Below are 23620 nucleotides of genomic sequence, written 5' to 3' on the forward strand. Positions count from 1 at the left end.
ACCGCACCAGCCCAATGCCTGCCGACCCCACACCCTTGGACCCCGCGCTGCTCGTGGCCGCCGCGGCGGTGCTGGGGCTGGTGATCGGCAGCTTTCTCAACGTCGTCATCCACCGCCTGCCGCGCATGCTGGAGCGCCGCTGGGCGGACGAATGCGCCGCCTATGCCGCCACCAGCGCCGCTGCCCAGCCAACCGCCGAGGCTGGGCCCGCCAGCGCCAACACCCGCGCCGGCACCGGGGCGGGTATGGGCGCCGGGGCTGACGGCACGCCGGCGCGCTACAACCTGCTCGTGCCGCGCTCCCACTGCCCGGCGTGCCAAACCCCCATCCGCTGGTACCACAACATCCCGCTGCTGGGCTGGATGGTGCTGCGCGGCCGCTGCGCCGCCTGTGGCGCAGCCATCGGCTGGCGCTACCCACTGGTGGAGCTGCTCACCGGCGTGGCCTTTGCCTGGGTCTGTGGCCGCTACGGGGCCAGCGCGGCCACCGTGGCGTGGTGGGCGTTTGCGGCCACGGTGCTGGCGCTGGCCTTCATCGACTGGGACACGACCCTGCTGCCCGATGATCTGACGCTGCCGCTGGTGTGGGGGGGACTGGTCGCTGCGGCGCTGGGCTGGACGGGGGTGGCGCTGCCCGATGCGCTGTGGGGCGCGGTGGCGGGCTACACCAGCCTCTGGAGCGTCTATTGGGCCTTCAAGCTGCTCACCGGCAAGGAGGGCATGGGCTATGGCGACTTCAAACTGCTGGCGGCGCTGGGCGCGTGGTTGGGCTGGCAGGCACTCATCCCCGTGGTGCTGGTGGCGTCCGCCCTGGGCGCCCTGGTGGGGCTGGCCATGAAGGCCGCCGACACGCTGCGCGAGGGCCGCTACGTGCCGTTTGGGCCGTTTCTGGCCTTTGGTGGCTTGCTGGTGTGGGCGCTGGGGCCGCAGCGGCTGCTGGGCCTGTTGGGGCTGTGATGGCACCGCCCCTGCGCATCGGCCTGACCGGCGGCATAGGCAGCGGCAAAAGCACGGTGGCCGCGATGCTGGCCGAACTCGGCGCGCCGGTGGTGGATGCCGATGCGCTGTCGCGTGCCAGCACGGCCCCGGGCGGCGCCGCCATCGAGCCCATCCGGCGCGCCTTCGGCGCCGACTTCATCACCCCGGCCGGCGCGCTGGACCGCGACCGCATGCGCGCCCTGGTGTTTGCCGATCCACAGGCCAAGGCGCGGCTCGAGGCCATCATCCACCCGTTGGTGCGCACCGAAATCGACCGCCGCGTCGCCGCCTGCGCGGCCGATGCCATCGTGCTCGACCTGCCGCTGCTGGTCGAATCCGACGCCTGGCGCACGCGCTGCGACCGCGTGTGGGTGGTGGACTGTGCACCCGAGACGCAGATCCGCCGCGTCATGGCGCGCAACGGCTGGCCGCGTGAACAGGTGCTGGCGGTGCTGGCCCAGCAGGCCAGCCGGTCGCAGCGGCTGGCCGCGGCCGACGTGGTGATCGACAACGACGGCATCGACCTCGACACGTTGCGCGCGCGCGTGCGCCAAGCGTGGGAGCGGCGGGGATTGCCGCTATGATGCCCGCGTGATCCTCTACGAATACCCCTTCAACGAGCGCATCCGCACCTACCTGCGCCTCGAGCACCTGCTGCACCGGCTGGCCACGCTGGTGGCGCGCGAGCACCCGCTGGATCACCACTTCGCGATCCAGACGCTGTTCGAGATCGTGGAAGTGGGCGCACGCGCCGACCTCAAAACCGAAATCCTCAAGGACCTGGAGCGGCACAAGCACGTGTTCAACGGGTACCGGGGCAACCCCGCCATCTCCGAGGTGGCGCTGGACCAGCTCATCGCCCGCATCGACACCTGCTACGCCGCGCTGCGCGACGACGAAGGCAAGGCCGGTCATGCGCTGGCAGGCATCGAATGGCTGACGGCGATTCGCAACCGCATCACCATCCCGGGGGGCACCTGTGCCTTCGACCTGCCGGCCTACCACGATTGGCAACACCGCCCGGCGGCGCAGCGGCAGGCAGACCTGGCGCGCTGGGCGGGCGAGATCGCCTGCCTGGCCGAGCCGGTGCAGCTGCTGCTGGGGCTGCTGCGCGAGTCGGGGCTGGCGCAAAAGGTGTACGCCAGCCGCGGCCAGTTCCAGCAAAGCCTGCCGCAAAACCGTACCTTCCAGCTGCTGCGCGTGTGGCTGGACCCGGCGCTGGGGCTGATTCCGGAAATCAGTGGCAACCGGCTGCTGTTTTCGGTGCGGCTGCTGCGGCGCACCGAGGATGGCCGGCTCGAGCACGCCGCCGATGCCGACGCCGAGTTCGAAGTTCACCTGTGCGCATGAGCCCCAAGGGCCCCCGATGACCACACCGTTTCCAGCCCGTACCGTGACCTGCCCCACCTGCGGCGGGCCGTCGCGCTACGCCCCGGACAACCCGTGGCGCCCGTTTTGCTGCGAGCGCTGCAAGCAAATCGACCTGGGCGCCTGGGCCAGCGAGCACTTTCGCGTGCCCGACCCGACGCCGCCCGACCCCGGCGCACAAGGGGATGGCACGCGGCTGCATTGACGCCACAGGCGGCTGCAGCCCGCCGTCAACGCGGGCGGTGTGGCGGCGGATGGTGCGCCAACGCGTCCAGCAGCGGCACCGTGCCCGGCAGGATCGGCGCCACCGTCACCGGCAGCGTCTGCCAGGCATAGCGCTGGCCCTCGTGCATGTGCAGCGCGCCGTGCCAGTCGTACACGCAGCACACCTGCAGGCACACGCGCGCATGCGGGTAATCGGCGTGCAGCACGCGCCACGGGTGCGCGGCGCCGATGGTCACACCGATTTCCTCCTGCAGCTCGCGCCGCAGCGCCTGCTCCAGCGTCTCACCCGGCTCGATCTTGCCGCCGGGGAACTCCCAATACCCCGCATAGGCCTTGCCGGGCGGCCGCGTCGTCAGCAACAAGCGGCCCGCGGCGTCGATGAGCACGCCCACCGCCACGTCCACCACCGGGCGCGGCCCGGGCGCACGCGGCCGGTCGGGGTCGATGACCAGCAACCCGGGCGCGCCGGCGTCGGCCGGGGTGCTCACGCCCCCTCCTGCGACCAGCGAGCGGCCCAGTCGCGCGCAAACTGGTACGCCACGCGGCCGCTGCGCGAGCCACGCTCCAGCGCCCAGACCAGTGCGTGCGGGCGCGCGGCTTCGATCGCCGACTCCCCCAGGCCGTAGTGCGTCAGCCACTGGCGCACCACGCTCAGGTATTCGTCCTGGCTGAAGGGGTAGAAGCTCACCCACAGCCCAAAGCGCTCGGACAGCGAAATCTTTTCCTCCACCGCCTCGCCGGGGTGCACCTCGCCGTCATCGGTGTGGGTGTAGCTGAGGTTCTCCCGCATGTACTCCGGCAGCAGGTGGCGCCGGTTGCTGGTGGCGTAGATCAGCACGTTGGGGCTGGCCGCAGCCACCGAGCCGTCCAGGATCGACTTGAGCGCCTTGTAACCCGACTCGCCTTCCTCGAAACTGAGGTCGTCGCAAAAGACGATGAAACGCTCGGGCCGCGGCGCCACCACGTCCACGATGTCCGGCAGGTCGGTCAGGTCGGCCTTGTCCACCTCGATCAGGCGCAGGCCCTGCGCGGCGTAGGCATTGAGGCAGGCTTTGATCAGCGAGCTCTTGCCCGTGCCGCGCGCGCCGGTGAGCAGCACATTGTTGGCCGGCAGCCCCTGCACAAAGCGCTCGGTGTTGCGCTGCACCTTGGCCTTTTGGTCGTCGATCTCGCGCAAATCGTCCAGCCGGATCGGGGCCACGTGGCGCACCGGCTCGAGCACGCCGTGGGCACCACGCTTGCGGTAGCGAAAGGCAACCGAGGCGTTCCAGTCCGGCGCCCCCAGCGGCTGCGGCAGGATGGACTCCAGGCGGGCGACCAGCGCCTCCACCCGCATCAGCACCCGCTCGAAATGCTCGTTCATGGCCGTCAACTGCGGTAATCGGCGTTGATGCTCACGTAGTCGTGGCTGAGGTCGCAGGTCCAAACCGTCTCGGCGACCGCGCCCCGGCCCAGGTCCACGCGCACGGTGATTTCGCTTTGCCGCATCACGCGCTGGCCATCCTCCTCGCGGTAGGCGGGGTGGCGCCCGCCACGGGTGACCACGTGCACATCGTCCAGGTACAGCTCGATGCGGCCCTGGTCCAGATCGTCGATGCCCGCGTAGCCCACCGCGGCCAGGATGCGGCCGAGGTTGGGGTCGCTGGCGTAAAACGCGGTTTTGACCAGGGGCGAATGCGCCACCGCGTACGCGACCCGCAGGCATTCGTCGGCGTCGCGGCCGCCTTCGACGCGCACGGTGATGAATTTGGTCGCGCCCTCGCCATCGCGCACGATGGCGTGCGCCAGGGTGCGCGCCACCTCGGTCACCGCTGCCAGCAGCGCCTGCCCTGCGGGGCTGTCGAGCAACTCAATGCGCGCCAGCGGCGCGCGCCCGGTGGCCATGACGACGAACGAATCGTTGGTCGAGGTGTCGCCATCCACCGTGATGCGGTTGAACGAGCCGTCCGCCGCGCGGCGCGCCAGCGCGTCGATCAGGCCCGGCGCCAGCGGCGCATCGGTGGCGACGAACCCGAGCATCGTGGCCATGTTGGGCCGGATCATGCCAGCGCCTTTGGCGATGCCGGTGACGGTCACCGGCACGCCTTCGATGAGGATGCGCCGGCTGGCCGCCTTGGGCACGGTGTCGGTGGTCATGATGCCCTCGGCCGCGCGCAGCCAGTGCGCCCCGTCCGGCGCGGCATCGGCCAGCGCCGCCGGCAGCCCGGCCAGGATGCGCGGCACGGGCAACGGCTCCATGATCACCCCAGTGGAAAACGGCAGGATCTGCTGCGGCGCAAGATCGAGCTTTTGCGCCAGCGCGATGCACACGGTGTGCGCATCGACCAGGCCCTGCTCGCCCGTGCCGGCGTTGGCGCAGCCGGTGTTGATGACCAGCGCCCGCACGCCCATACCCGCCGCCAGGTGTTCGCGGCAGACCTGCACCGGCGCGGCACAGTAGCGGTTGCGGGTGAACACGCCGCCCACCGCCGCGCCCTCATCCAGCAGCATCACGGTCAGGTCCTTGCGGTTGGGCTTGCGCACGTGCGCCTCGGCCACGCCCAGGCGCACGCCGGCCACGGGCCAGAGTTGGTCGGCGCTCGGTACGGTCCAGTTGACGGCCATGGTATCGGTTCCCCTTGGGTCTCAGGTCAGTTTGCCGTGGCAGTGCTTGTACTTCTTGCCGCTGCCGCAGGGGCAGGGATCGTTGCGGCCCACGCGCGCCACACCGGCGCCAGCCGAGCGGCTGAGCAGCCCCTGGTCGGCGGTGGTTTCGGCTTCGCCGGTCTCGGTGGGGGCGGTGTAGGTGACGTTGCTCAGGCGCTCGGCGTCCTGCTCCATGCGCTCGGCAGCGTCGCTGACCTGCTCGGGCGACTGCACCCGCACGTTCATGAGGATGCGCGTCACCTCGTCGCGCACGCTGTCGAGCATCAGGCCAAAGAGCTGGAAGGCTTCGCGCTTGTACTCCTGCTTGGGCTGCTTTTGCGCATAGCCGCGCAGGTGGATGCCCTGGCGCAGGTAGTCCAGCGCGCTGAGGTGATCGCGCCAGTGGCTGTCCAGCGTCTGCAGCAGCACCACGCGCTCAAAGGGCGTAAACGCCGCGCGTCCCGCCAGGGCAACCTTGGCCTCGTAGGCGGCGTGCCCGGCCTCGACCACCCGACGCACGATGTCGTCGTCGTCCATCGCCTCGGCTTTTTGCACCTCACCCACCAGGTCCAGCGTCAGGCCATAGGTCTCGGCCAGGGCCTGCTGCAGGCCCGGCAGGTCCCACTGCTCCTCGACGCTGCCGGCGGGCACGTAGCGGCGCACCAGATCGGTCAGCGCCCCTTCGCGCAGCGCCGCCACCTGGGCCGACAGGTCCTCGGCGTCGATGATGTCGTTGCGCTGTTGGTAGATGACCTTGCGCTGGTCGTTGGCGACGTCGTCGTACTCCAGCAGTTGCTTGCGGATGTCGAAGTTGCGCGCCTCGACCTTGCGCTGCGCGCTCTCGATGGAGCGGGTGACGATGCCAGCCTCGATCGCCTCGCCCACGGGCATCTTGAGGCGATCCATGATCGCGCGCACCCGGTCGCCGGCAAAGATGCGCATCAGCGGGTCGTCCAGCGACAGGTAAAAGCGCGACGAACCCGGGTCGCCCTGGCGCCCGGCGCGGCCGCGCAGCTGGTTGTCGATGCGGCGGCTTTCGTGCCGCTCGGTGCCGATGATGCGCAAGCCGCCCAAGGCCTTGACCTTTTCGTGGTCGGCCTGCCATTGCGCGCTCAGCGCCTCGATGCGCTGCGCCTTGGCGGCGGCATCCAACGTCGTGTCGGCCTCCACCGCGGCGATCATCTTTTCCAGGTTGCCCCCAAGGACGATGTCGGTGCCGCGACCCGCCATGTTGGTGGCGATGGTGATCGCACCCGGGCGGCCAGCCTGGGCGATGATGTCGGCCTCGCGCGCGTGCTGCTTGGCGTTGAGCACCTCGTGCGGCAGCCCTTCGCGCTGCAGCATCTGCGACAGCAGTTCGGAGTTTTCGATCGACGAGGTGCCCACCAACACCGGCTGGCCACGCTCGTGGCACTCGCGGATGTCGGCAATGACGGCCATGTACTTTTCGGCCATCGTCTTGTAGACGCGGTCCTGCTCGTCGCGGCGTTGGCTCGGCCGGTTGGGCGGGATGACCACCGTCTCCAGGCCGTAAATCTCCTGGAACTCGTAGGCCTCGGTGTCGGCCGTGCCGGTCATGCCGGCCAGCTTGTCGTAGAGGCGGAAGTAGTTCTGGAACGTGATCGAGGCCAGCGTCTGGTTCTCGGGCTGGATGGGCACGCCCTCTTTGGCCTCCACCGCCTGGTGCAGGCCATCGCTCCAGCGCCGCCCCACCATCAGGCGGCCGGTGAACTCATCGACGATGATGACCTCGCCGTTTTGCACCACGTAGTGCTGGTCGCGGTGGTAGAGGTGCTGCGCCTTGAGCGCCGTGACCAGGTGGTGCAGCAGCGTGATGTTGGCCGGGTCGTAGAGCGACGCCCCCTCGGGCAGCAACCCCGCGCGCGCCAGCAACTGCTCGGCGTGCTCGTGCCCCTGCTCGGTCAGGTGGATCTGGTGCGACTTTTCGTCCACCGTGAAGTCGCCCGGCTTGATCACGCCTTCGCCCGTGCGCGGGTCGGCCTCACCCTCTTGGCGCGTGAGGGCGGGCACCAGCGCCTTGATCTTGAGGTAGAGCTCGGTGTGGTCTTCGGCTTGACCGCTGATGATCAGCGGCGTGCGCGCCTCATCGATCAGGATCGAGTCCACCTCGTCCACGATGGCGTAGTGCAGGCCCCGCTGCACGCGGTCGCGCGCCTCGTAGACCATGTTGTCGCGCAGGTAGTCGAAGCCGTACTCGTTGTTGGTGCCGTAGGTGATGTCGGCCGCATAGGCGGCTTGCTTGTGCTCGCGCGGCATCTGCGGCAGGTTCACGCCCACGCTCAGGCCCAGCCAGTTGTACAACTTGCCCATCCACTGCGCGTCGCGGCTGGCCAGGTAGTCGTTGACGGTGACCACGTGCACGCCCTTGCCGGTGAGTGCGTTGAGGTACACCGGCAGCGTGGCGGTCAGCGTCTTGCCCTCGCCGGTGCGCATCTCGGCGATCTTGCCCTGGTGCAAGGCAATGCCACCCATGAGCTGGACGTCGAAGTGGCGCATCTTCATGACGCGCTTGCTGGCCTCGCGCACGGTGGCAAACGCCTCGGGCAGCAGGGCGTCGAGCGACTCGCCGTTGGCCAGCCGTTGCCGGAATTCGGCCGTCTTGGCCTGCAGCTGCTCGTCGCTGAGCATGGCAAACGTCGGCTCCAGCGCATTGATGCGGGCCACGATCTTGCGGTAGCCCTTGAGCAGCCGGTCGTTGCGGCTGCCAAAAATCTTGGTCAAAAAGGGGATGGCCATACAAATCCCACCACGCAAGCGCGCGCAGCGCGCGTGGCCAAAGCGAAACTCGGAACACCCAGCCACCGGCAGGGCGCCATGACGCGCGGCCCGGGCACTTGCGTGCCCAGGCCACTTGCTGCAGGCATTGTAGCCCCGCGTGCCACGGGTCTGGCGCCAGCGCCCGTTATGCCCGGGGGGGATGCCCCTGCACACGCACCTGCAGGGTTTGCACGTCCGCCCCCGCCGTGCGCGCCGCCGCCAGCAACACCGGGGCGAGCTGCCGCACCTTGGCCGCCACCGACGGGTTGGCCGCCAGCACGCACCACACCCCTTCGTCCAGCGGACCGGCGCTGACCTGGTCCCGCAGGCCCGGCGGCAGGTGCACCACCACGCGTTGCAACAACCGGCGCGACGCCCACGCACGCTCGGCCACGTCGGCGAGCACGGGGTTGGCACGCACGGCCTGTTGGAGCGTCAAAACGGACATGGCGCGCAACCGATCGTTGTGCTCACGGCGCGGCCTGCCCCACCGCGTCGCGCAGGCACTTCTGTGTGAAACTGGTCTTGGCCGCACCGGCCAGTTTCTTCTCGGCCGCGCGGGCATCGCAGGCGGTCTGGGCATCCTGCTCGCACTTCTTCAGAAACGACGTTTTGGCCGCACCGGCCAGCTTCTTGTGGGCGGCCGCCGCGTGGCAGGTGGGGCCCGCGCCATCGGCCGGGGACTGGGCCCAGGCCGGGCTGGCCGCCATGGCCAGCGCCGCTGTGCCGACCATCAAACCCGTGGCGAGATGGGAAAACGTGATGCGCATGGGACGCCTCCAGACGGTTGGGACCGACACCCTGCCGACCCCGAGCCGACAGTCTACGCCAGGAAAGCACCCGGGCCACCCGGCTGGTCCCCTCAGGGTGTGGGCCGCAAGCGCAACAGGCGGCCATCGAACGCATCGGTCAACACATACAGGTAGCCATCGGGCCCCTGCCGCACGTCGCGGATGCGCTCGCCCAGGTCGGTCAGCAAACGGTGCTCGCGCACCACGCGCGGCCCGTCCAGCTCCAGCCGCACCAGGTGCTGCCCACGCAGCGCGCCGATGAACAGGTTGCCACGCCAGGCGGTGCCATAGCGGTCGCTGGTCAAAAACGCCATGCCCGACGGCGCGATCGACGGCGTCCAGTGGTGGATGGGGGGCACCATGCCGGGCTTGGCCGTGCCTTCGCCAATCGGGCCGCCGCCGTACTGCTCGCCAAAGGTCACCACCGGCCAGCCGTGGTTGCCGCCAGGCGGCGGCCGGTTGATTTCGTCGCCGCCCTGCGGGCCGTGCTCGTGGATCCACAGGCGGCCATCCGGCCCCCAGGCCGCGCCTTGCGGGTTGCGGTGGCCATAGCTCCATATCTGCGGCAGCGCATCGGCCCGCCCGACGAACGGGTTGTCCGGCGGCACCTGGCCGTCCTTGCCCACCCGCACCACCTTGCCCAGGTGGTTGTCCAGCGCCTGCGCATCGGCCATGCGGTGGTAGCGCTCGCCCAGCGTCAAAAACAACGTGCCGTCCGGCGCCTCGACGATGCGGCAGCCAAAATGCAGCCGGCTGGCCACCGGGGGCTGCTGGCGGAACAACACCTCGACCGCGTCCAGCCGGCGCGCATCGGGCGACAACACCGCGCGCGCCAGCGCGGTGGCATTGCCGCGACGCTGCGGGTCGGGCTCGGCATAGCACAGGTAGAGCACGCGGTTGCGCACAAAGTCGCGGTCGAGCACCACATCCAGCAGGCCGCCCTGCCCGACCGCGTCCACGCGCGGCACGCCCGCGATGGGGGGCTGCAGGCGGCCGTCCGGCTCCACCACGCGCAGCCGCCCGGGGCGCTCGGTCACCAAAAAGCGCCCCTGTGGCAAAAAGGCCACCGCCCACGGGTGCTCCAGCCCACTGGCCACCGTCTCGGCCTGCACGCGCGTGGCCGCCTCCGCCCCCGCGGCCAAGGCCACGGTCGCCGCCACCAGCACCACACCCGCACCACGGATCCATCGCATGGCAGACTCCTTCAAGGGTTGCGTCGCGCAGCCTGTGCTCCTTCACGCCGCAGGGGACGGGGCCGCACACACCTGGTTGCGCCCGCCGTGTTTGGCCTGGTACAGCGCCGCGTCGGCACGGCCGACCAAGTGCTCGATCGACTCGTGCGGCAGGACCTGCGCCACCCCCAAACTGATGGTCACCGGGCGATCGATGGGAAAGGCATGCGCCGCCACCCGGGCACGCAGCTGCTCCGCCAGTTCCTGCGCCTCGGCCAGCGTGCCGTTGCGCACCACGATCAAAAACTCCTCCCCGCCCCAGCGGCCCACCACGTCGGTGGTGCGGATGCGTTGCGACACGATGCGCGCCAACTCGCGCAACACGTCGTCGCCGGCTTGATGCCCAAACACATCGTTGACCGCTTTGAAGTGGTCGATGTCGAACATGATGACCGAAAACGGCGTGCCATGCCGCTGAAAACGCTGGTGCTCAGCGACCAGATGCGCGTCGATGGTTCGGCGGTTGGGAATGCCCGTCAGCCCGTCCAATGTCGCCTGGCGCGCGAGCTCAACGTTGCGCTGCGCCAGCGTCTGATTGAGCGCGGAGATTTGCTGGTTGGCCTGGTCCAATTGGGCGTTGCGCGCCAGCAGCGTCTGCATCAGGGTGCTCTCGATGGCCGCGGCGATTTGCGCCATCCCATCGTCCGCTTGCGCTGCCAAACCCTCCGCGCTGCCCGTGGCGGAAAGGGCCCGTAGGCGTTGCAGCAGCAGCGCCAGCGGCCGCATGACGCGGCGTTGCCACAGGACCGCCAGCACCAGCGTCATGGCCAGCGATGACGCGAACAACATCCCGGCCAGCACGGCCAGCCGCTGCAGAATCGGGGCGCGGATTTCGGCCTCATCCACCGTCGTCACCAGCCGCCAGGCGGCCATCGGAATCTCGGAGATGTAGCCGATGCGCCGCTGCGTCCCGTCGGTATAGGCAATCTCACCGTGCGGGCCGATGCGCGGGTCGTCCCCCCAGACCTGTCGCACCGACTTGCCGATCAGGGCGTGATTGGCATGCGCGACGATGGTGTGCGTGCTGTCGATGAGAAAGCTTTGCGCCGACGCAAAAATGTGCGAGCGGGCTTCGATCTGCGCAGCGATTTCCCGCGTATGGCTGTCGATCGACAGCACGCCGGTGGCGCTGCGGTCGGGGCCGGTCAGCAAACGCGCCGTGGCCAGCAGCAGCTCGCCGGTCGTCGCCTCCGCGTAGAGCAGCCCCACGACCTCCTGGCGACCGCCGCGGGCGTCCATGACCGCCCGGTACCAGGGTCTGACGCGGGGATCGAAGCCGGGCGGCGGGGTGTAGTCGTTGATCAACAGCGTGCCGTCCGTGTAGCCCGAGTAGACGTAATAAATGTTCGGGTTGGCCCGCTGCGCCTCGCGGTACAGGCGCAGCACGTCCTGCCGCACGGTCTCTGGCGCCCACGGCGCGCTGGCCACCGCCGGCATCGCGCCCAGCAGCTGGACGGTGTTGCGGATTTCACGAAAATAGCCTTCGACGAAGGCGCTGATGGCCCGGTTGCGCTCCTGCACGTACGAGTGCGCCGTCTCCAGTCGCTCTGGGTAGTACAGCCAGGCAAATCCGGCCAAGACCAGGAGGGGAAAGGCCAGCGCAAACACCCCCACCGTCAACACGACCGTGTTGCGCAGTTTGCGCGGGGTTCGCAACCCGGTGGAGGGCTGTGGCACGTCAGGCTCCGCAGGTCAAATAAGGGGCAGCGGCGCCATCATGGCGGGCGCCAGCGGTGATCTTACCCAGACGGGGAACCAAGGCCTTAGCACTCGATCCAAGAGAGTGCTAACATGATGACGATGCATTGCAGGAGAGGAGAGCCGATGACTGCCACGTCCCTTGCCCTGACCCCGGTTGCTGCGCAAACACCGGCGACGGCGTGGTCGAGCACCTCGCTGACCCTGCCGCCGCTGGGCAATCTGGACGCCTACATCAGCGCGGTCAACCGCATCCCCATGCTCAGCGCCGAGGAGGAGCGCGATTGCGCCCAGCGCTGGCGCCAGCACCAGGATCTGGAGGCCGCCGGCAAGCTGGTCCTGTCGCACCTGCGCCTGGTGGTGGCCATCTCGCGCCAGTACCTGGGCTACGGACTGCCGCAGGCCGACCTGATTCAAGAGGGCAACATCGGCCTGATGAAAGCCGTCAAGCGCTTTGACCCCGCGCAAGGCGTGCGGCTGGTCAGCTACGCGGTGCACTGGATCAAGGCCGAAATCCACGAGTTCATCTTGCGCAACTGGCGCATGGTTAAAGTGGCCACGACCAAGGCGCAGCGCAAGCTGTTTTTCAACCTGCGCGCCCTCAAGCGCGGCTTCAAGGCCGACGCGGCGGACGAAGACGCTGCCCGCGAGCGCCTGACCGACGCCGAAATCGACGTCGTGGCGCGCGAGCTCAATGTGCGCCGCGAAGACGTCATCGAGATGGAGACGCGCCTGAGCGGCGCCGACGTGGTGCTCGATCCGCTGCCGGGCGACGATGGCGAGGAGGCCTACGGCCCGATCGCCTACCTGGCCGACCACCGGCACGAGCCGACCGCGGTGCTGGAGGCGCGCGAGCGCGAGCGCCTGGGCTCCGAAGGCATCGAGCACGCCCTGGCGCAGCTCGACGAGCGCTCGCGCCGCATCGTGACCGCGCGCTGGCTGCAGGTCAAAGACGACGGCAGCGGCGGCGCCACGCTGCAGGAGCTGGCCGACGAGTATGGCGTCAGCGCCGAGCGCATCCGCCAAATCGAGGCGGCCGCGCTCAAGAAGCTGCGCAAGGCGCTCGAAGCCTACGCCTGACGCGCGCCGCCTTGCTCAGCCCTCGCGCCGCAGCGCGGGAAAGAGAATGACGTCGCGGATGCTGGGGCTGTCGGTCAGCAGCATGATCAGGCGGTCGATGCCCACGCCGCAGCCACCGGCGGGCGGCATGCCGTACTCCAGCGCACGGATGTAGTCGGCGTCGTAGTACATGGCTTCGTCGTCGCCGGCGTCCTTGTTGGCCACCTGGGCGTGGAAGCGCTCGGCCTGGTCCTCCGGGTCGTTGAGCTCGGAAAAGCCGTTGGCGATCTCGCGTCCCGTGATGTAGAGCTCGAAGCGCTCGGTGATCGTGGGGTCGGTGTCGCTGGCGCGCGCCAGCGGCGAGATTTCGGTCGGGTGGTTGCAGATGAAGGTTGGCTGCCAGAGCTTGTCTTCCACCACCTCCTCGAAGTAGAGCACCTGCAGACCCGCCAGGCTGCGCGCATCCAGCCGCTCTTTGACCGGGTCCAGGCCCAGACGGCGCAGTTGCGCACGCAGCCACGCCGCATCATCGACGCGCTCGCCGGCATCGGTGTGCTGCAGGATGGCTTCGCGGATGGTCAGGCGCGCAAACGGCGCCTCCAGGTCCACGTCGCGGCCCTGATAGACCAGCTGCCCCCCGCCGCAAACCGTGCGCGCGACGTGGCGCAGCAGCTGCTCGGTAAACGCCATGAGGTCCACGTGGTTCCAGTACGCCGCGTAGAACTCCATCATGGTGAATTCGGGGTTGTGGCGGACGCTGATGCCTTCGTTGCGGAAATTGCGGTTGATCTCGAACACGCGGTCGAACCCGCCCACCAGCAGCCGCTTGAGGTAGAGCTCCGGCGCGATGCGCAGGTACATTTCCTGGTCGAGCGCGTTGTGGTGCGTCACGAACGGGCGCGCGTTGGCCCCACCCGGAATCGGGTGCAGCATGGGGGTTTCGACCTCCAAAAAGCCGTGCTGCACCATGTACTCGCGCAACGCCGTGACCGCCAGGCTGCGCGCCACGAAGCGCTGGCGCGCCGACACATCGGTCATCAGGTCCACATAGCGTTGGCGGGCCTTGAGCTCGGGGTCGTGGATGCCGTGGAACTTGTCCGGCAGCGGCCGCAGGCTTTTGACCACCAGGCGCAGCCGGTCGGCCTTGATCGAGAGCTCGCCCGTGCGCGTCTTGAACACCGTGCCCTCGGCGTAGACGATGTCGCCCAGATCCCAGTGCTTGAAGGCATCGTAGGTGGCCTCGCCCAACGCGTCCTTGGTCAGGTAGAGCTGGATGCGCCCGCCGGTCGGGCCAAAGGACGCGTCCTGGAGGGTGGCGAAGCTCGCCTTGCCCATGACGCGCTTGAGCATCATGCGCCCAGCGACGCTGACGCGTGCGTGCAACGGCTCGAGCAGCTCGTTGCTCATGTGGCCGTACTCGGCGTGCAGGGCCTCGGCGGTGTGCTGCGGCCGCACATCGTTGGGGAAGGCGGGCCCGCCACCCTGCCGCGCGGCGGCGCGCAACGCCTGCAGTTTCTCGCGGCGCTCGGCAATCAGCTGGTTTTCACTGACGGCCTCGGCAGGCGCGGCATCCGACGGGGCAACGGGCGTATGGGTCATGGCGTCACAACGAAAGAGGGTTTTGCAGCCGGTGCCGCAAAACCCACTATTGTAGGCCGCGCCCACGCCGCGCGGGGCGCCCCTGATGGGGGCTTAGACCTCGGCCGCCGCCTCGCCCAGGTACGCCGCGCGCACCTTGGGATCGTCCAACATGGCCTTGGCGTCGCCGGTCATGATGATTTCGCCCGAGTCCATGACGTAGCCGCGGTCGGCCACCTGCAAGGCACGGCGGGCGTTTTGCTCCACCAGCAACACCGTCATGCCCTGGGCGTGCACGTCGCGCACGACCTCGAAGATTTTGTCCACCATGATCGGCGACAGGCCCATCGAGGGCTCGTCGAGCAGCAGCAGCTTGGGCCGGCTCATGAGCGCGCGCGCCATGGCCAGCATCTGCTGCTCACCGCCCGACATGGTGCCCGCGAGCTGGTCGCGCCGCTCCTTCAGACGCGGAAAGAGCGCAAACATACGGTCGATGTCGCGCGCGATCTCGTCCTTGTCGCGGCGCACGTAGGCGCCCATGAGCAGGTTTTCGGTGATGGTCATGCGCGTGAACACGCCGCGGCCTTCGGGCACCATCGCCAGCCCGCGCTTGACCAGGTCCCACGAGCCCACGCCGCGGATCGACTGACCCTGATAGACGATGTCGCCCCCCTCGGCCAGCAGCATGCCGGTGATGGCCTTCATGGTCGTGGTCTTGCCGGCGCCGTTGGAGCCGATGAGCGTGACCAGCTCGCCTTCGCGCACCTCCAAGTCGATGCCCTTGACGGCCTTGATGCCGCCATAGGAGACCTTCAGGCCCGTGACTTTCAACAGGGTGTTCGCCATCTCAGTGTCCTCCGGTGCCCAGATAGGCCTCGATCACCTTGGGGTTCTTTTGCACGTCGGCCGGCGTGCCCTCGGCGAGTTGCTTGCCGTAGTCCAGCACAGTCACACGGTCGCACAACCCCATGACGAGCTTGACGTCGTGCTCGATGAGCAGGATGGTGCGGTTGTCACGGCGGATGCGGTCGATCAGCTCGCGCAGCTGCACCTTCTCGGTGGCGTTCATGCCGGCGGCCGGCTCGTCCAGCGCGATGAGCTGCGGGTCGGTGGCCAAGGCGCGCGCAATCTCCAGCCGGCGCTGGTCGCCGTAGGACAGGGTGCGCGCCTTGTAGTCGGCGTACTTGGCAATGCCCACGTACTCCAGCAGCTCCATGGCGCGCTCGGCAATGGCGCGCTCCTCCGCGCGGAAGGACGGCGTGCGCAAAATGGCGCCAAAGATGCCCGACTTGGTGCGTACATGGCGCCCGACCATGACGTTTTCCAGCACGGTCATCTCGGCAAACAGCCGGATGTTCTGGAAGGTGCGCGCGATGCCCGCCTTGGCCACCTCGTGCACCGCGGTGGGCGTGTAGGGCTTGCCCGCGAGCTCGAACGTGCCGCTGTCGGGCGTGTACAGGCCGGTGAGCACGTTGAAAAACGTGGTCTTGCCCGCGCCGTTGGGGCCGATGAGGCCATAGACCTGGCCGCGCTTGATTTCGATGCCAACGTCGGAGAGCGCCTGCAGGCCGCCGAAGCGCTTGGAGACGCCGCTGACTTTCAGGATGGTGTCGGTCATGGGGTGCTCCTCACTTGCTCAGGGCCTTGCCGTGCTCGGGCGCGGGCCACAGACCGCGCGGACGCAGCAGCATGACGATGACCATGGCCAGCGCGATCAGCAGCTGGCGCAAGATCTCCGGCGCCAGCCGGCCGTCGGTGAGGTGGTGCAGCGGCCCGGCCAGGTGGCGCAGCAGCTCTGGCAGCCCGGCCAGCAGCAGCGCGCCCAGGATCACGCCCGGGATGTGGCCCAGGCCGCCCAGCACCACCATGGCGACGATCATCACCGACTCCATGAGGACGAACGACTCCGGGTACACGCCGCGCATGAGCGAGGCAAACAGCACGCCGGCAATGCCACCGAACGTGGCGCTGGAGCCAAACGCCGCCAGCTTGAGGTTGCGCGTGTTGATGCCCATCGCCTTGGCGGCGATTTCATCCTCGCGGATGGCCATCCAGGCGCGACCGATGCGCGAGTTGCCCATGCGGTGCGCGATGATCACCGTCATCACGACGAAGAACAGGATCAGGTAGTAGTACAGCGTCACCGACTCGAAGGTGTAGGTCCAGTCCCCGAACGAGATCGTCAGCCGCTGCCCCATGTTGTGCCCAAACACCGTCACCGCATCGACACCGGCGATGCCCTTGGGGCCGTTGGTCAGGTTGATCGGACGGTCCAGGTTGAGCATGAAGATGCGCACGATCTCGCCAAAGCCCAACGTCACGATGGCCAGGTAGTCGCCACGCAGCTTGAGCACCGGATAGCCCAGGATGAGCCCGGTCATGCCCGCCAAGATCGCCGCCAGGAAGATGACGATCCAGAAGCTGAGGTGGATGCCGTTGGGGAACATCGCGGCAATCGCCGGGAAGTTGTCGGCCAGGTGGCTGGAGGCCAACAGGCTGTAGAGGTAGGCGCCGACGGCAAAAAAGGCGATGAAGCCCAGGTCCAGCAGCCCGGCGTAGCCGACCACGATGTTGAGGCCCAGCGCCAGCATCACATACAGCAGCGCGACATCGACGATGCGCACCCACGAGTTGCTGCCCGTGGCCTGCAGCAGCAGCGGCAGCATCAGCAGGCCGATGGCCGCCAGCGCGAAGACGACCAGCTTGGAGGAGGTTTTGGATTGGCTCATGTCAAGCTCCTGTCCCAGCCCATCAAGCGCGGTCGGCCACCCGCTCGCCCAGCAGCCCCGAGGGACGCAGCGTGAGCACGATGGCCAGCACGATGAACGCAAAAATGTCGGAGTACTGGCTGCCCAGGAAGCCGCCCGTCAGCGGCCCCAGGTAGCCGGCGCCCAGCGATTCGATCAACCCCAGCGAAATGCCGCCGACCACGGCGCCCGCCAGGTTGCCGATGCCGCCAAAGACCGCCGCCACGAACGCCTTGAGCCCGGGCATGAAACCCATGGAGTGCTGCACCGTGCCGTAGTTGGACGCCCACATGATGCCGGCAATGGCCGCCAGCATGGCGCCGATGATGAAGGTGGCCGAAATCACCACGTCGGGCCGGATGCCCATGAGCCCGGCCACGCGCGGGTTTTCGGCGGTGGCGCGCATGGCGCGGCCCAGGCTGGTCTTGTTGACCATGTACATCAGCAGCGACAGCACGATCGCGGTGGTGGCCAAAATCACCACCTGCGTGGGCGAAATCACCGCCCCGCCCAGGTTGAACGGCTCACTCGGCAGCAGCGTGGGGTAGGACTTGGGGTTGGGCTTCCAGATGATCATCGCCAGCGTCTGCAGCAAGATGCTCATGCCGATGGCGGTGATCAGCGGTGCCAAGCGCGGCGAATTGCGCAGCGGCTTGTACGCCAGCTTTTCGATCGAGTAGTTGAGGACGGCGCACACCACCATCGAGATCAGCGCGGCCAGGATCAGCACGGCCCAGCCGGGTGCGCCGGGCATGGCCTCGCGGGCCTGGACGATGATCGTCCAGCTGGTTAGCGCGCCCACCATGAGCACGTCACCATGGGCAAAATTGATCAGCCCGATGATGCCGTACACCATGGTGTAGCCCAGCGCCACCAACGCGTACATGCTGCCCAGCACCAGACCGTTGATGATCTGCTGTAGCAAAACATCCATGAGAGCTCTCCGTTGTGAGGAACGACCAACCTGTGCGACTGCTGGCCGAACGGGTTAGCAAAAAACCCGCCAGTTTTGGCCCGATCAGGGCCGTGGGGCGGGTTCGGCGGCGGGATTGTAGCCAAGGCCCCCGCCGGCGCGCGACGGTGTTTGCCCTAGGCTGGCCCAAAACCTCAGGGTTTACCCGCGCGGTTGGGGTATCCGGCAGCCGGTCCGTGCAGCTTCATCAATACAACTGGCGCTGCATTAGATGCACTAATGGTCGCCGTGCTTCGGCCCTGGCGGCGTCTGTGCCTGGGCGTTGCGACGCCGCAGCTCGGCCAGTTTGTCGCCGATGCGGATCTCCAGCCCGCGTGGCACGGGTTCGTAAAAGCGCGGCGGCGCCACCCCCTCGGGAAAGTAGCACACGCCCGCCGCGAAGGCATCGGGCTCGTCGTGCGCGTAGCGGTAGCCGCGGCCGTAGTCCAGGCGCTTCATGAGCGCGGTGGGCGCATTGCGCAGGTGCAGCGGCACCGGCCGGGTGCCATCGCGCGCCACAAAGTTGCGCGCCGCTTTGTAAGCGGTGTAGACGGCGTTGCTCTTGGGGGCCACGGCCAGGTACACCACCGCCTCGGCCAGGGCCAATTCCCCCTCGGGGCTGCCCAGGCGCTCGTAGACCTCGGCGGCGTCCAGCGCCAGCCGCAGCGCGCGCGGGTCGGCCAGCCCGATGTCCTCGCTGGCCATGCGAATCAGCCGCCGCGCCACGTAGCGCGGATCGACCCCGCCGTCGAGCATGCGCACGAACCAGTACAGCGCCGCGTCCGGGTCGGAGCCGCGCACACTCTTGTGCAAGGCGCTGATGGTGTCGTAGAACTGCTCGCCCCCTTTGTCGTAGCGGCGCAAGCGCTCGCCCAGCGTGCGCAGCAGCCAGGCGTCGTCGATCGCCGTGCGCCCCTGGGCGCGCGCGGTCACCGCCAGCGTCTCCAGGGTGTTGAGCAGGCGGCGCGCGTCGCCATCGGCATAGGCCACCAGGCGTTGCCGCGCCTCGGCCTGCAGCGCCGGCAGCTCGCCGGTGGCCAGCGCGCGGTCGATGAGGGCCTGCAAATCCGCTTCGGTCAGCGGCTGCAGCACATACACCGTGGCGCGCGACAGCAGCGCGGCGTTGACCTCGAAGCTCGGGTTTTCGGTGGTGGCGCCAACGAAGGTGAACAGGCCGCTTTCCACGTGCGGCAAAAAGGCATCCTGCTGGGCTTTGTTGAAGCGGTGCACCTCGTCCACGAAGACGATGGTGGGCTGTGGCCGCAGGCCGCTGCGGGCGGCCTCGGCGCGCTCCACCGCGTCGCGGATGTCTTTGACCCCGCCGAGCACCGCGCTGATGGCGATGAACTGGGCGTCGAACGCCTGCGCCATCAGGCGCGCCAGCGTGGTCTTGCCCACGCCCGGCGGCCCCCACAGGATGCAGCTGTGCGGACGGCCGCTCTCGAACGCCAGCCGCAGTGGCATGCCTTCGCCCAGCAGGTGGGCTTGGCCGATGACCTCGCCCAGCGTGCGCGGTCGCAGCCGTTCGGCCAGGGGGACATGGGGTGCGGACGCCATGGCGCCATTGTCGCGCAGCCGCTGGCCTGCGCTTGACCCGCGCCCGTCGCCAGTGGCACGATGCGTCCGATGGCACTCGACACCTGGATCGTCTACGCGCTGGCCGCGCTGGGCCTGTCGCTTTCCCCCGGCCCCAACGGCTTGCTGGCGCTCACCCACGGTGCGCTCTACGGGCGCCGGCGCACGTTCTACACCATCGGTGGCGGGGCGCTGGGCTTCGTCATCGTGATCGCGCTGTCGATGTTTGGCATCGGGGCCTTGCTGCAAACCTCGCTGGTGTGGCTGACGGTGATGAAGTGGGTCGGGGGCCTGTACCTGGTGTACCTGGGGGTGCAGGTCTGGCGCGCCCCGCCCATCGGCATGGACATCCGCGCCAGCCAGGCCCAGCGCTCGCGCCGTTCGATGTTTCGCCAGGGCCTGCTGTCGGCGGTGACCAACCCCAAGGGGTTGCTGTTCTTCGCCGCGTTTTTGCCGCAGTTCATCGACCCGCACCGCAGCCTGTGGGGGCAATTCGTGGTGATGGCGGGCACCTTTGCCGTGATCGAAATCGCCACCGAAGCGGTGATCGCGAGCACCGCGTCGCGCCTGACGCCGTGGCTGCGGCGCGTCGGGCGGCGCTTCAACCAAGCCTGCGGCGGCGTGTTCATGGCCATCGGCGCCGCGCTGCCGCTGCGCGGGTGAGCCAGGGCGGTGGCGCCTGCGCGGCCGGGCGGCAGCCCAGACGGCCGTTACGGCCGCACCACCTCGGCGCCGGGCGGCGGCTGGAACCGAAAGCTCGCCGCCGTCAAGCCTGCCGCGCGCTCCAGCGGGCCAAAGCGCAGCAGCGAGCGCTGGCCAAAGCTGTCGAGGATGTCCAGCGTTTCGAGCTGCCCGGCGCGAAAACCGATGCGAATCCGCTGCACCTGCCCGTCGCGCGCCTTGGGCGTGGCCTCGACCCAGCGCAGGCCGTCGCCCGCCTCGCCTTCGGCGAGCGTGAAGACCTGGCGCACCGCCCGCAAATCGGGCGCGGCGGCCAGCAACGCGGCCGGCGTGTTGGCCAACGCCTCGGCCTGGCGGCGCGCCGTCACCTGGTTGAGGTCGGGGTCGAACAGCCACAGCGTCTGCCCGTCGGCCACGATGAGCTGCTCGAACGGCTGGGTGTAGTGAAAGCGAAAACGGTCGGGGCGCAAAAACGCAAATTCGCCGCGGCTGGTGCGCTGGCGCGCCACGGTTTCGCCCTCGCGCAGCGGGGCGGTAACGGTCTGCGTAAAGCTGGCGCGCCCCTGCTGCACGCCCGCCAAAAACGCCTCCAAATCCTGCAGCCCGCCGGCTTGCGCGTGCACCAGCCGCGGCAGCGCGCCCGCGAGGGCAGCGGCCAGGGTGCTCAGGAGGATCAGGGTGTTGCGTCGGTGCATGGTGCTTCGAGGGACGGGGGTGGGATGCGGTTCCGAGCGCGCCGCTGCGCCACGCGCAACGGGTGCGCGCGGCATCATTCGGGCCGGCCGCCCACCAGGATGTCGCGCTGGCCGCTGGCGGTCAGGGCACTGACCAGGCCGGCTTTTTCCATGTCCTCCAACAGCCGCGCGGCGCGGTTGTAGCCAATCTTGAGCTTGCGCTGCACATAGCTGATGCTGGCCTTGCGATCCTGCAGCACGATGGCCACCGCCTGGTCGTACAGCGGATCTTTCTCGCCACCGGCTTCGCCCTCGCCCATGGCATCGGGTCCGCCCAAGCCGTCGCCGCCGGTGCTTTCGAGCACGTCTTCGACGTAGTCGGGCTCGCCGTAGCGCTCCTTGAGGAAGGCCACCACGCGGTGCACCTCGTCATCGCTGACGAACGCGCCGTGCACGCGTGTAGGCAATCCCGTGCCCGCCGGCATGTACAGCATGTCGCCCATGCCCAGCAGCGCCTCGGCCCCCATCTGGTCGAGGATGGTGCGGCTGTCGATCTTGCTGCTGACCTGAAAGCTGATGCGCGTCGGGATGTTGGCCTTGATCAACCCCGTGATGACGTCAACGCTCGGGCGCTGGGTGGCCAGGATCAGGTGGATACCAGCGGCGCGCGCCTTTTGCGCCAGCCGCGCGATCAGCTCTTCGATCTTCTTGCCCACCACCATCATTAGGTCGGCCAGCTCGTCGATCACCACCACGATGTACGGCAGGCGCGCCAGCGGCTCGGGCGATTCGGGCGACAGGCTAAACGGGTTGGGAATGGATGCGCCGCGCGCGGCGGCCTCGTCGATCTTGGCGTTGTAGCCCGCCAGGTTGCGCACCCCCAGCTTGCTCATGAACCGGTAGCGCTTTTCCATTTCGGCCACGCACCAGTTCAGGCCGTTGGCAGCCTGCTTCATGTCGGTGACCACCGGCGCGATGAGATGCGGAATGCCCTCGTAGACGCTGAGCTCAAGCATCTTGGGGTCGATGAGCAGCAGGCGAACGTCCTTCGGCTCGGCCTTGTAGAGCAGGCTCAGGATCATGGCGTTGATGCCCACCGACTTGCCCGAGCCCGTCGTCCCGGCCACCAGACAGTGCGGCATCTTGGCCAGGTCCACCACCACCGGGTGGCCGGCAATGTCCTTGCCCAGGCCCAGGGTGAGCAGGCTCTTGGCGTCGTGGTAGACCTGCGAGCCCAGGATCTCGCTGAGGTGGATGGTCTGGCGCCGCGCATTGGGCAGCTCCAGCGCCATCAGGCTCTTGCCGGGGATGGTCTCGATGACCCGGATCGACACCAGCGACAGCGAGCGCGCCAAATCTTTGGCCAGGTTGACGATTTGCGAGCCCTTGACGCCGGTGGCTGGCTCGATTTCGTAGCGCGTGATGACCGGGCCGGGCTGCGCCGCCACCACCTGCACCTCGACGCCGAAATCGGCCAATTTCTTTTCGATGAGGCGGCTGGTCATCTCCAGCGTTTCCGGCGCCACCGTGGCGGGCTGGCGCGCAGGCGGATCCAGCAGGTCCAACCGGGGCAGGGGTGACTCCCCTTCGGCGAACAGCGCCTGCTGACGCTCCTGCGCCACCCGGGCGCTGGGCGCGACCTCGGCGACGGTGGGCTCGATGTGCAGGCGGGGGCCGGATTTGGGCGGCGTGCGCGGCGCGGGGTCATCGGGCGGCGCTGCCGCTGCAGCGGTGTCTGGCGCGTCCGCCAGCGGCGCCTGCGCCCCGTGCGGTTGCGCATCCGGCGCGCTGTGCGGCGCCTGGGCCTCGCGCGGGGGATGCGCGGCACGGGTCGCGGCCTCCTCGCGGCCACGCTCGCGCGCGGCACGGCGGCCGATGCGCACGTCTTCGTCCACCTCGCGCCGCTCGCGCCGGCTCGCGATCCACTGGTCCACCGCCGCGCCGATGCGCTCGGCCACCTGCGCCCACGAGAAGCGAAACACGACGGCAACCGTGACCGCCCACAACGTCAGCGCGACCAGGGCCGAGCCGGTATCCCCCAGCCAGCGCAAGGCCAGCGGGCCGACGAGTTCGCCCACCACGCCGCCGGCGATGTGGCCTGGCAGCCAAGCATCCCAGCGGTAGAGGCGGCTCCATTCGAGCACGCAGCTCGCCAGCATCAGCCCCACTGCCGCAGCGCCCCACCCCAGCCCCCGCCACACGGGGGATGCCCACCAGGCGGCCGGGGTGGCCGGCGCTGCGGCCTCGGCGGGCTGTGTGCGCAGCCAGCGCGCCAGCGCCCCCAGCCAGGCGCGCAGACCAGCGGCAAGCAGCCACCACACCGAGGCACCAAACACGGTGTAGCCGATATCCGCCACCCAGGCGCCCACGCGGCCGCCCCAGTTGCGGTAGCCCACCCCGGTGCCGGAGGTGGACCAGGCGGGGTCCGCCGCATCGTGGCTGAGCATTGCCAGCAACCCAAAGCCCAACACCATGGCCCCCAGCAGCAGCGCCACTTCCTGGGCAAAACGCTGCCAGCCACGGCCCGGGGCGGCCAGGTCGGCATTGAGGGCGTTGGCGGATCGGCTCATGGGCGGCAATGCAAAACAGCGGCACCCGCTAGCTTAACCCGGGATCGGCCCGTCGCCGGACGCGCTGTGGCTTGCCTTCGTACAATGCGG

General features: G+C 68.9%; 22 protein-coding genes. 6 read left to right on the plus strand and 16 right to left on the minus strand.

All coding sequences use genetic code 11. The features are described from left to right. The first annotated feature begins 14 nt into the window (after nt 1–14). Genes Tther_RS05400 through Tther_RS05415 form a run of 4 tightly spaced genes read left to right on the plus strand, consistent with a single transcriptional unit; the run spans nt 15 to nt 2550 of the window. Nucleotides 15–956, plus strand: coding sequence for a prepilin peptidase (locus Tther_RS05400; protein WP_143901677.1), 942 nt, complete (start codon nt 15–17; stop codon nt 954–956). Beyond that, nucleotides 956–1561 carry a dephospho-CoA kinase gene (gene coaE / locus Tther_RS05405; protein ID WP_143901680.1) on the plus strand — a complete coding sequence of 202 codons (606 nt, stop codon included), beginning with the start codon at nt 956–958 and terminating at the stop codon, nt 1559–1561. The genes Tther_RS05400 and coaE overlap by 1 nt, the downstream gene beginning before the upstream one ends. Before the next feature lie 7 nt (nt 1562–1568). Then, entirely contained in the window at nt 1569–2327 is a 759-nt protein-coding gene (gene zapD, locus Tther_RS05410) for a cell division protein ZapD (protein ID WP_143901682.1), read from the plus strand. 16 nt (nt 2328–2343) lie between these two features. Next, nucleotides 2344–2550 (plus strand): DNA gyrase inhibitor YacG, encoded by a 207-nt coding sequence (locus Tther_RS05415; RefSeq protein WP_143901684.1) that lies wholly within the window; start codon nt 2344–2346, stop codon nt 2548–2550. 25 nt (nt 2551–2575) lie between these two features. On the opposite strand, the gene Tther_RS05420 is transcribed toward Tther_RS05415, so the two are convergent. From Tther_RS05420 to Tther_RS05455, 8 genes are all read right to left on the minus strand, one after another. Then, nucleotides 2576–3058, minus strand: a complete 483-nt coding sequence (locus Tther_RS05420; RefSeq protein ID WP_425472805.1) for an NUDIX domain-containing protein — start codon at nt 3056–3058, stop codon at nt 2576–2578. After that, complete coding sequence (locus Tther_RS05425) at nt 3055–3933, minus strand: ATP-binding protein (RefSeq protein WP_143901686.1); 879 nt, start codon at nt 3931–3933, stop codon at nt 3055–3057. Before Tther_RS05425 ends, Tther_RS05420 begins: the two co-directional genes overlap by 4 nt. A 5-nt stretch (nt 3934–3938) precedes the next feature. After that, nucleotides 3939–5174 (minus strand): bifunctional glutamate N-acetyltransferase/amino-acid acetyltransferase ArgJ, encoded by a 1236-nt coding sequence (gene argJ, locus Tther_RS05430; protein ID WP_143901688.1) that lies wholly within the window; start codon nt 5172–5174, stop codon nt 3939–3941. A gap of 21 nt (nt 5175–5195) precedes the next feature. Continuing rightward, nucleotides 5196–7952 (minus strand): preprotein translocase subunit SecA, encoded by a 2757-nt coding sequence (secA, locus tag Tther_RS05435; RefSeq protein ID WP_143901690.1) that lies wholly within the window; start codon nt 7950–7952, stop codon nt 5196–5198. Nucleotides 7953–8118: 166 nt separating this feature from the next. Then, nucleotides 8119–8421, minus strand: a complete 303-nt coding sequence (locus tag Tther_RS05440; RefSeq protein WP_143901692.1) for a DciA family protein — start codon at nt 8419–8421, stop codon at nt 8119–8121. A 22-nt stretch (nt 8422–8443) separates the two neighbouring features. Continuing rightward, a complete protein-coding gene (locus Tther_RS05445) occupies nt 8444–8743 on the minus strand; it encodes a hypothetical protein (RefSeq protein WP_221934002.1) in 300 nt (99 codons plus the stop codon). A gap of 92 nt (nt 8744–8835) precedes the next feature. Next, complete coding sequence (locus Tther_RS05450; RefSeq protein ID WP_143901694.1) at nt 8836–9957, minus strand: PQQ-dependent sugar dehydrogenase; 1122 nt, start codon at nt 9955–9957, stop codon at nt 8836–8838. Nucleotides 9958–9999: 42 nt separating this feature from the next. Further along, entirely contained in the window at nt 10000–11673 is a 1674-nt protein-coding gene (locus tag Tther_RS05455; RefSeq protein ID WP_143901696.1) for a sensor domain-containing diguanylate cyclase, read from the minus strand. Nucleotides 11674–11820: 147 nt separating this feature from the next. On the opposite strand from Tther_RS05455, the gene rpoH reads away from it, so the two are divergent. After that, entirely contained in the window at nt 11821–12774 is a 954-nt protein-coding gene (gene rpoH, locus Tther_RS05460) for an RNA polymerase sigma factor RpoH (RefSeq protein WP_143901698.1), read from the plus strand. Between the two features lie 15 nt (nt 12775–12789). Here the strand turns inward: rpoH and lysS are convergent, their stop codons facing one another. From lysS to Tther_RS05490, 6 genes are all read right to left on the minus strand, one after another. Further along, nucleotides 12790–14352, minus strand: coding sequence for a lysine--tRNA ligase (gene lysS, locus Tther_RS05465; RefSeq protein WP_143901700.1), 1563 nt, complete (start codon nt 14350–14352; stop codon nt 12790–12792). 93 nt (nt 14353–14445) lie between these two features. Beyond that, nucleotides 14446–15177, minus strand: coding sequence for an ABC transporter ATP-binding protein (locus Tther_RS05470; protein WP_143901703.1), 732 nt, complete (start codon nt 15175–15177; stop codon nt 14446–14448). Between the two features lies 1 nt (nt 15178). Further along, nucleotides 15179–15949 (minus strand): ABC transporter ATP-binding protein, encoded by a 771-nt coding sequence (locus Tther_RS05475; protein ID WP_143901705.1) that lies wholly within the window; start codon nt 15947–15949, stop codon nt 15179–15181. Nucleotides 15950–15959: 10 nt separating this feature from the next. Further along, complete coding sequence (locus Tther_RS05480; protein WP_143901707.1) at nt 15960–17060, minus strand: ABC transporter permease subunit; 1101 nt, start codon at nt 17058–17060, stop codon at nt 15960–15962. A 22-nt stretch (nt 17061–17082) separates the two neighbouring features. Beyond that, complete coding sequence (locus Tther_RS05485; protein ID WP_143901709.1) at nt 17083–18012, minus strand: branched-chain amino acid ABC transporter permease; 930 nt, start codon at nt 18010–18012, stop codon at nt 17083–17085. A 255-nt stretch (nt 18013–18267) separates the two neighbouring features. Continuing rightward, on the minus strand, nt 18268–19587 hold the full coding sequence (locus Tther_RS05490; protein WP_143901711.1) for a replication-associated recombination protein A: 1320 nt from the start codon (nt 19585–19587) through the stop codon (nt 18268–18270). A 69-nt stretch (nt 19588–19656) separates the two neighbouring features. Between Tther_RS05490 and Tther_RS05495 the strand changes: the two genes are divergently transcribed. Continuing rightward, nucleotides 19657–20268, plus strand: coding sequence for a LysE family translocator (locus Tther_RS05495; RefSeq protein ID WP_143901713.1), 612 nt, complete (start codon nt 19657–19659; stop codon nt 20266–20268). Nucleotides 20269–20315: 47 nt separating this feature from the next. Here the strand turns inward: Tther_RS05495 and lolA are convergent, their stop codons facing one another. Next, nucleotides 20316–20981, minus strand: a complete 666-nt coding sequence (gene lolA, locus Tther_RS05500) for an outer membrane lipoprotein periplasmic chaperone LolA (protein WP_143901715.1) — start codon at nt 20979–20981, stop codon at nt 20316–20318. 74 nt (nt 20982–21055) lie between these two features. After that, a complete protein-coding gene (locus Tther_RS05505) occupies nt 21056–23530 on the minus strand; it encodes a DNA translocase FtsK (RefSeq protein WP_143901717.1) in 2475 nt (824 codons plus the stop codon). Nucleotides 23531–23620: the final 90 nt, after the last annotated feature.

Origin of the sequence: Tepidimonas thermarum (assembly GCF_007556705.1) — a bacterium.
GTDB classification, from domain to species: domain Bacteria; phylum Pseudomonadota; class Gammaproteobacteria; order Burkholderiales; family Burkholderiaceae_C; genus Tepidimonas; species Tepidimonas thermarum.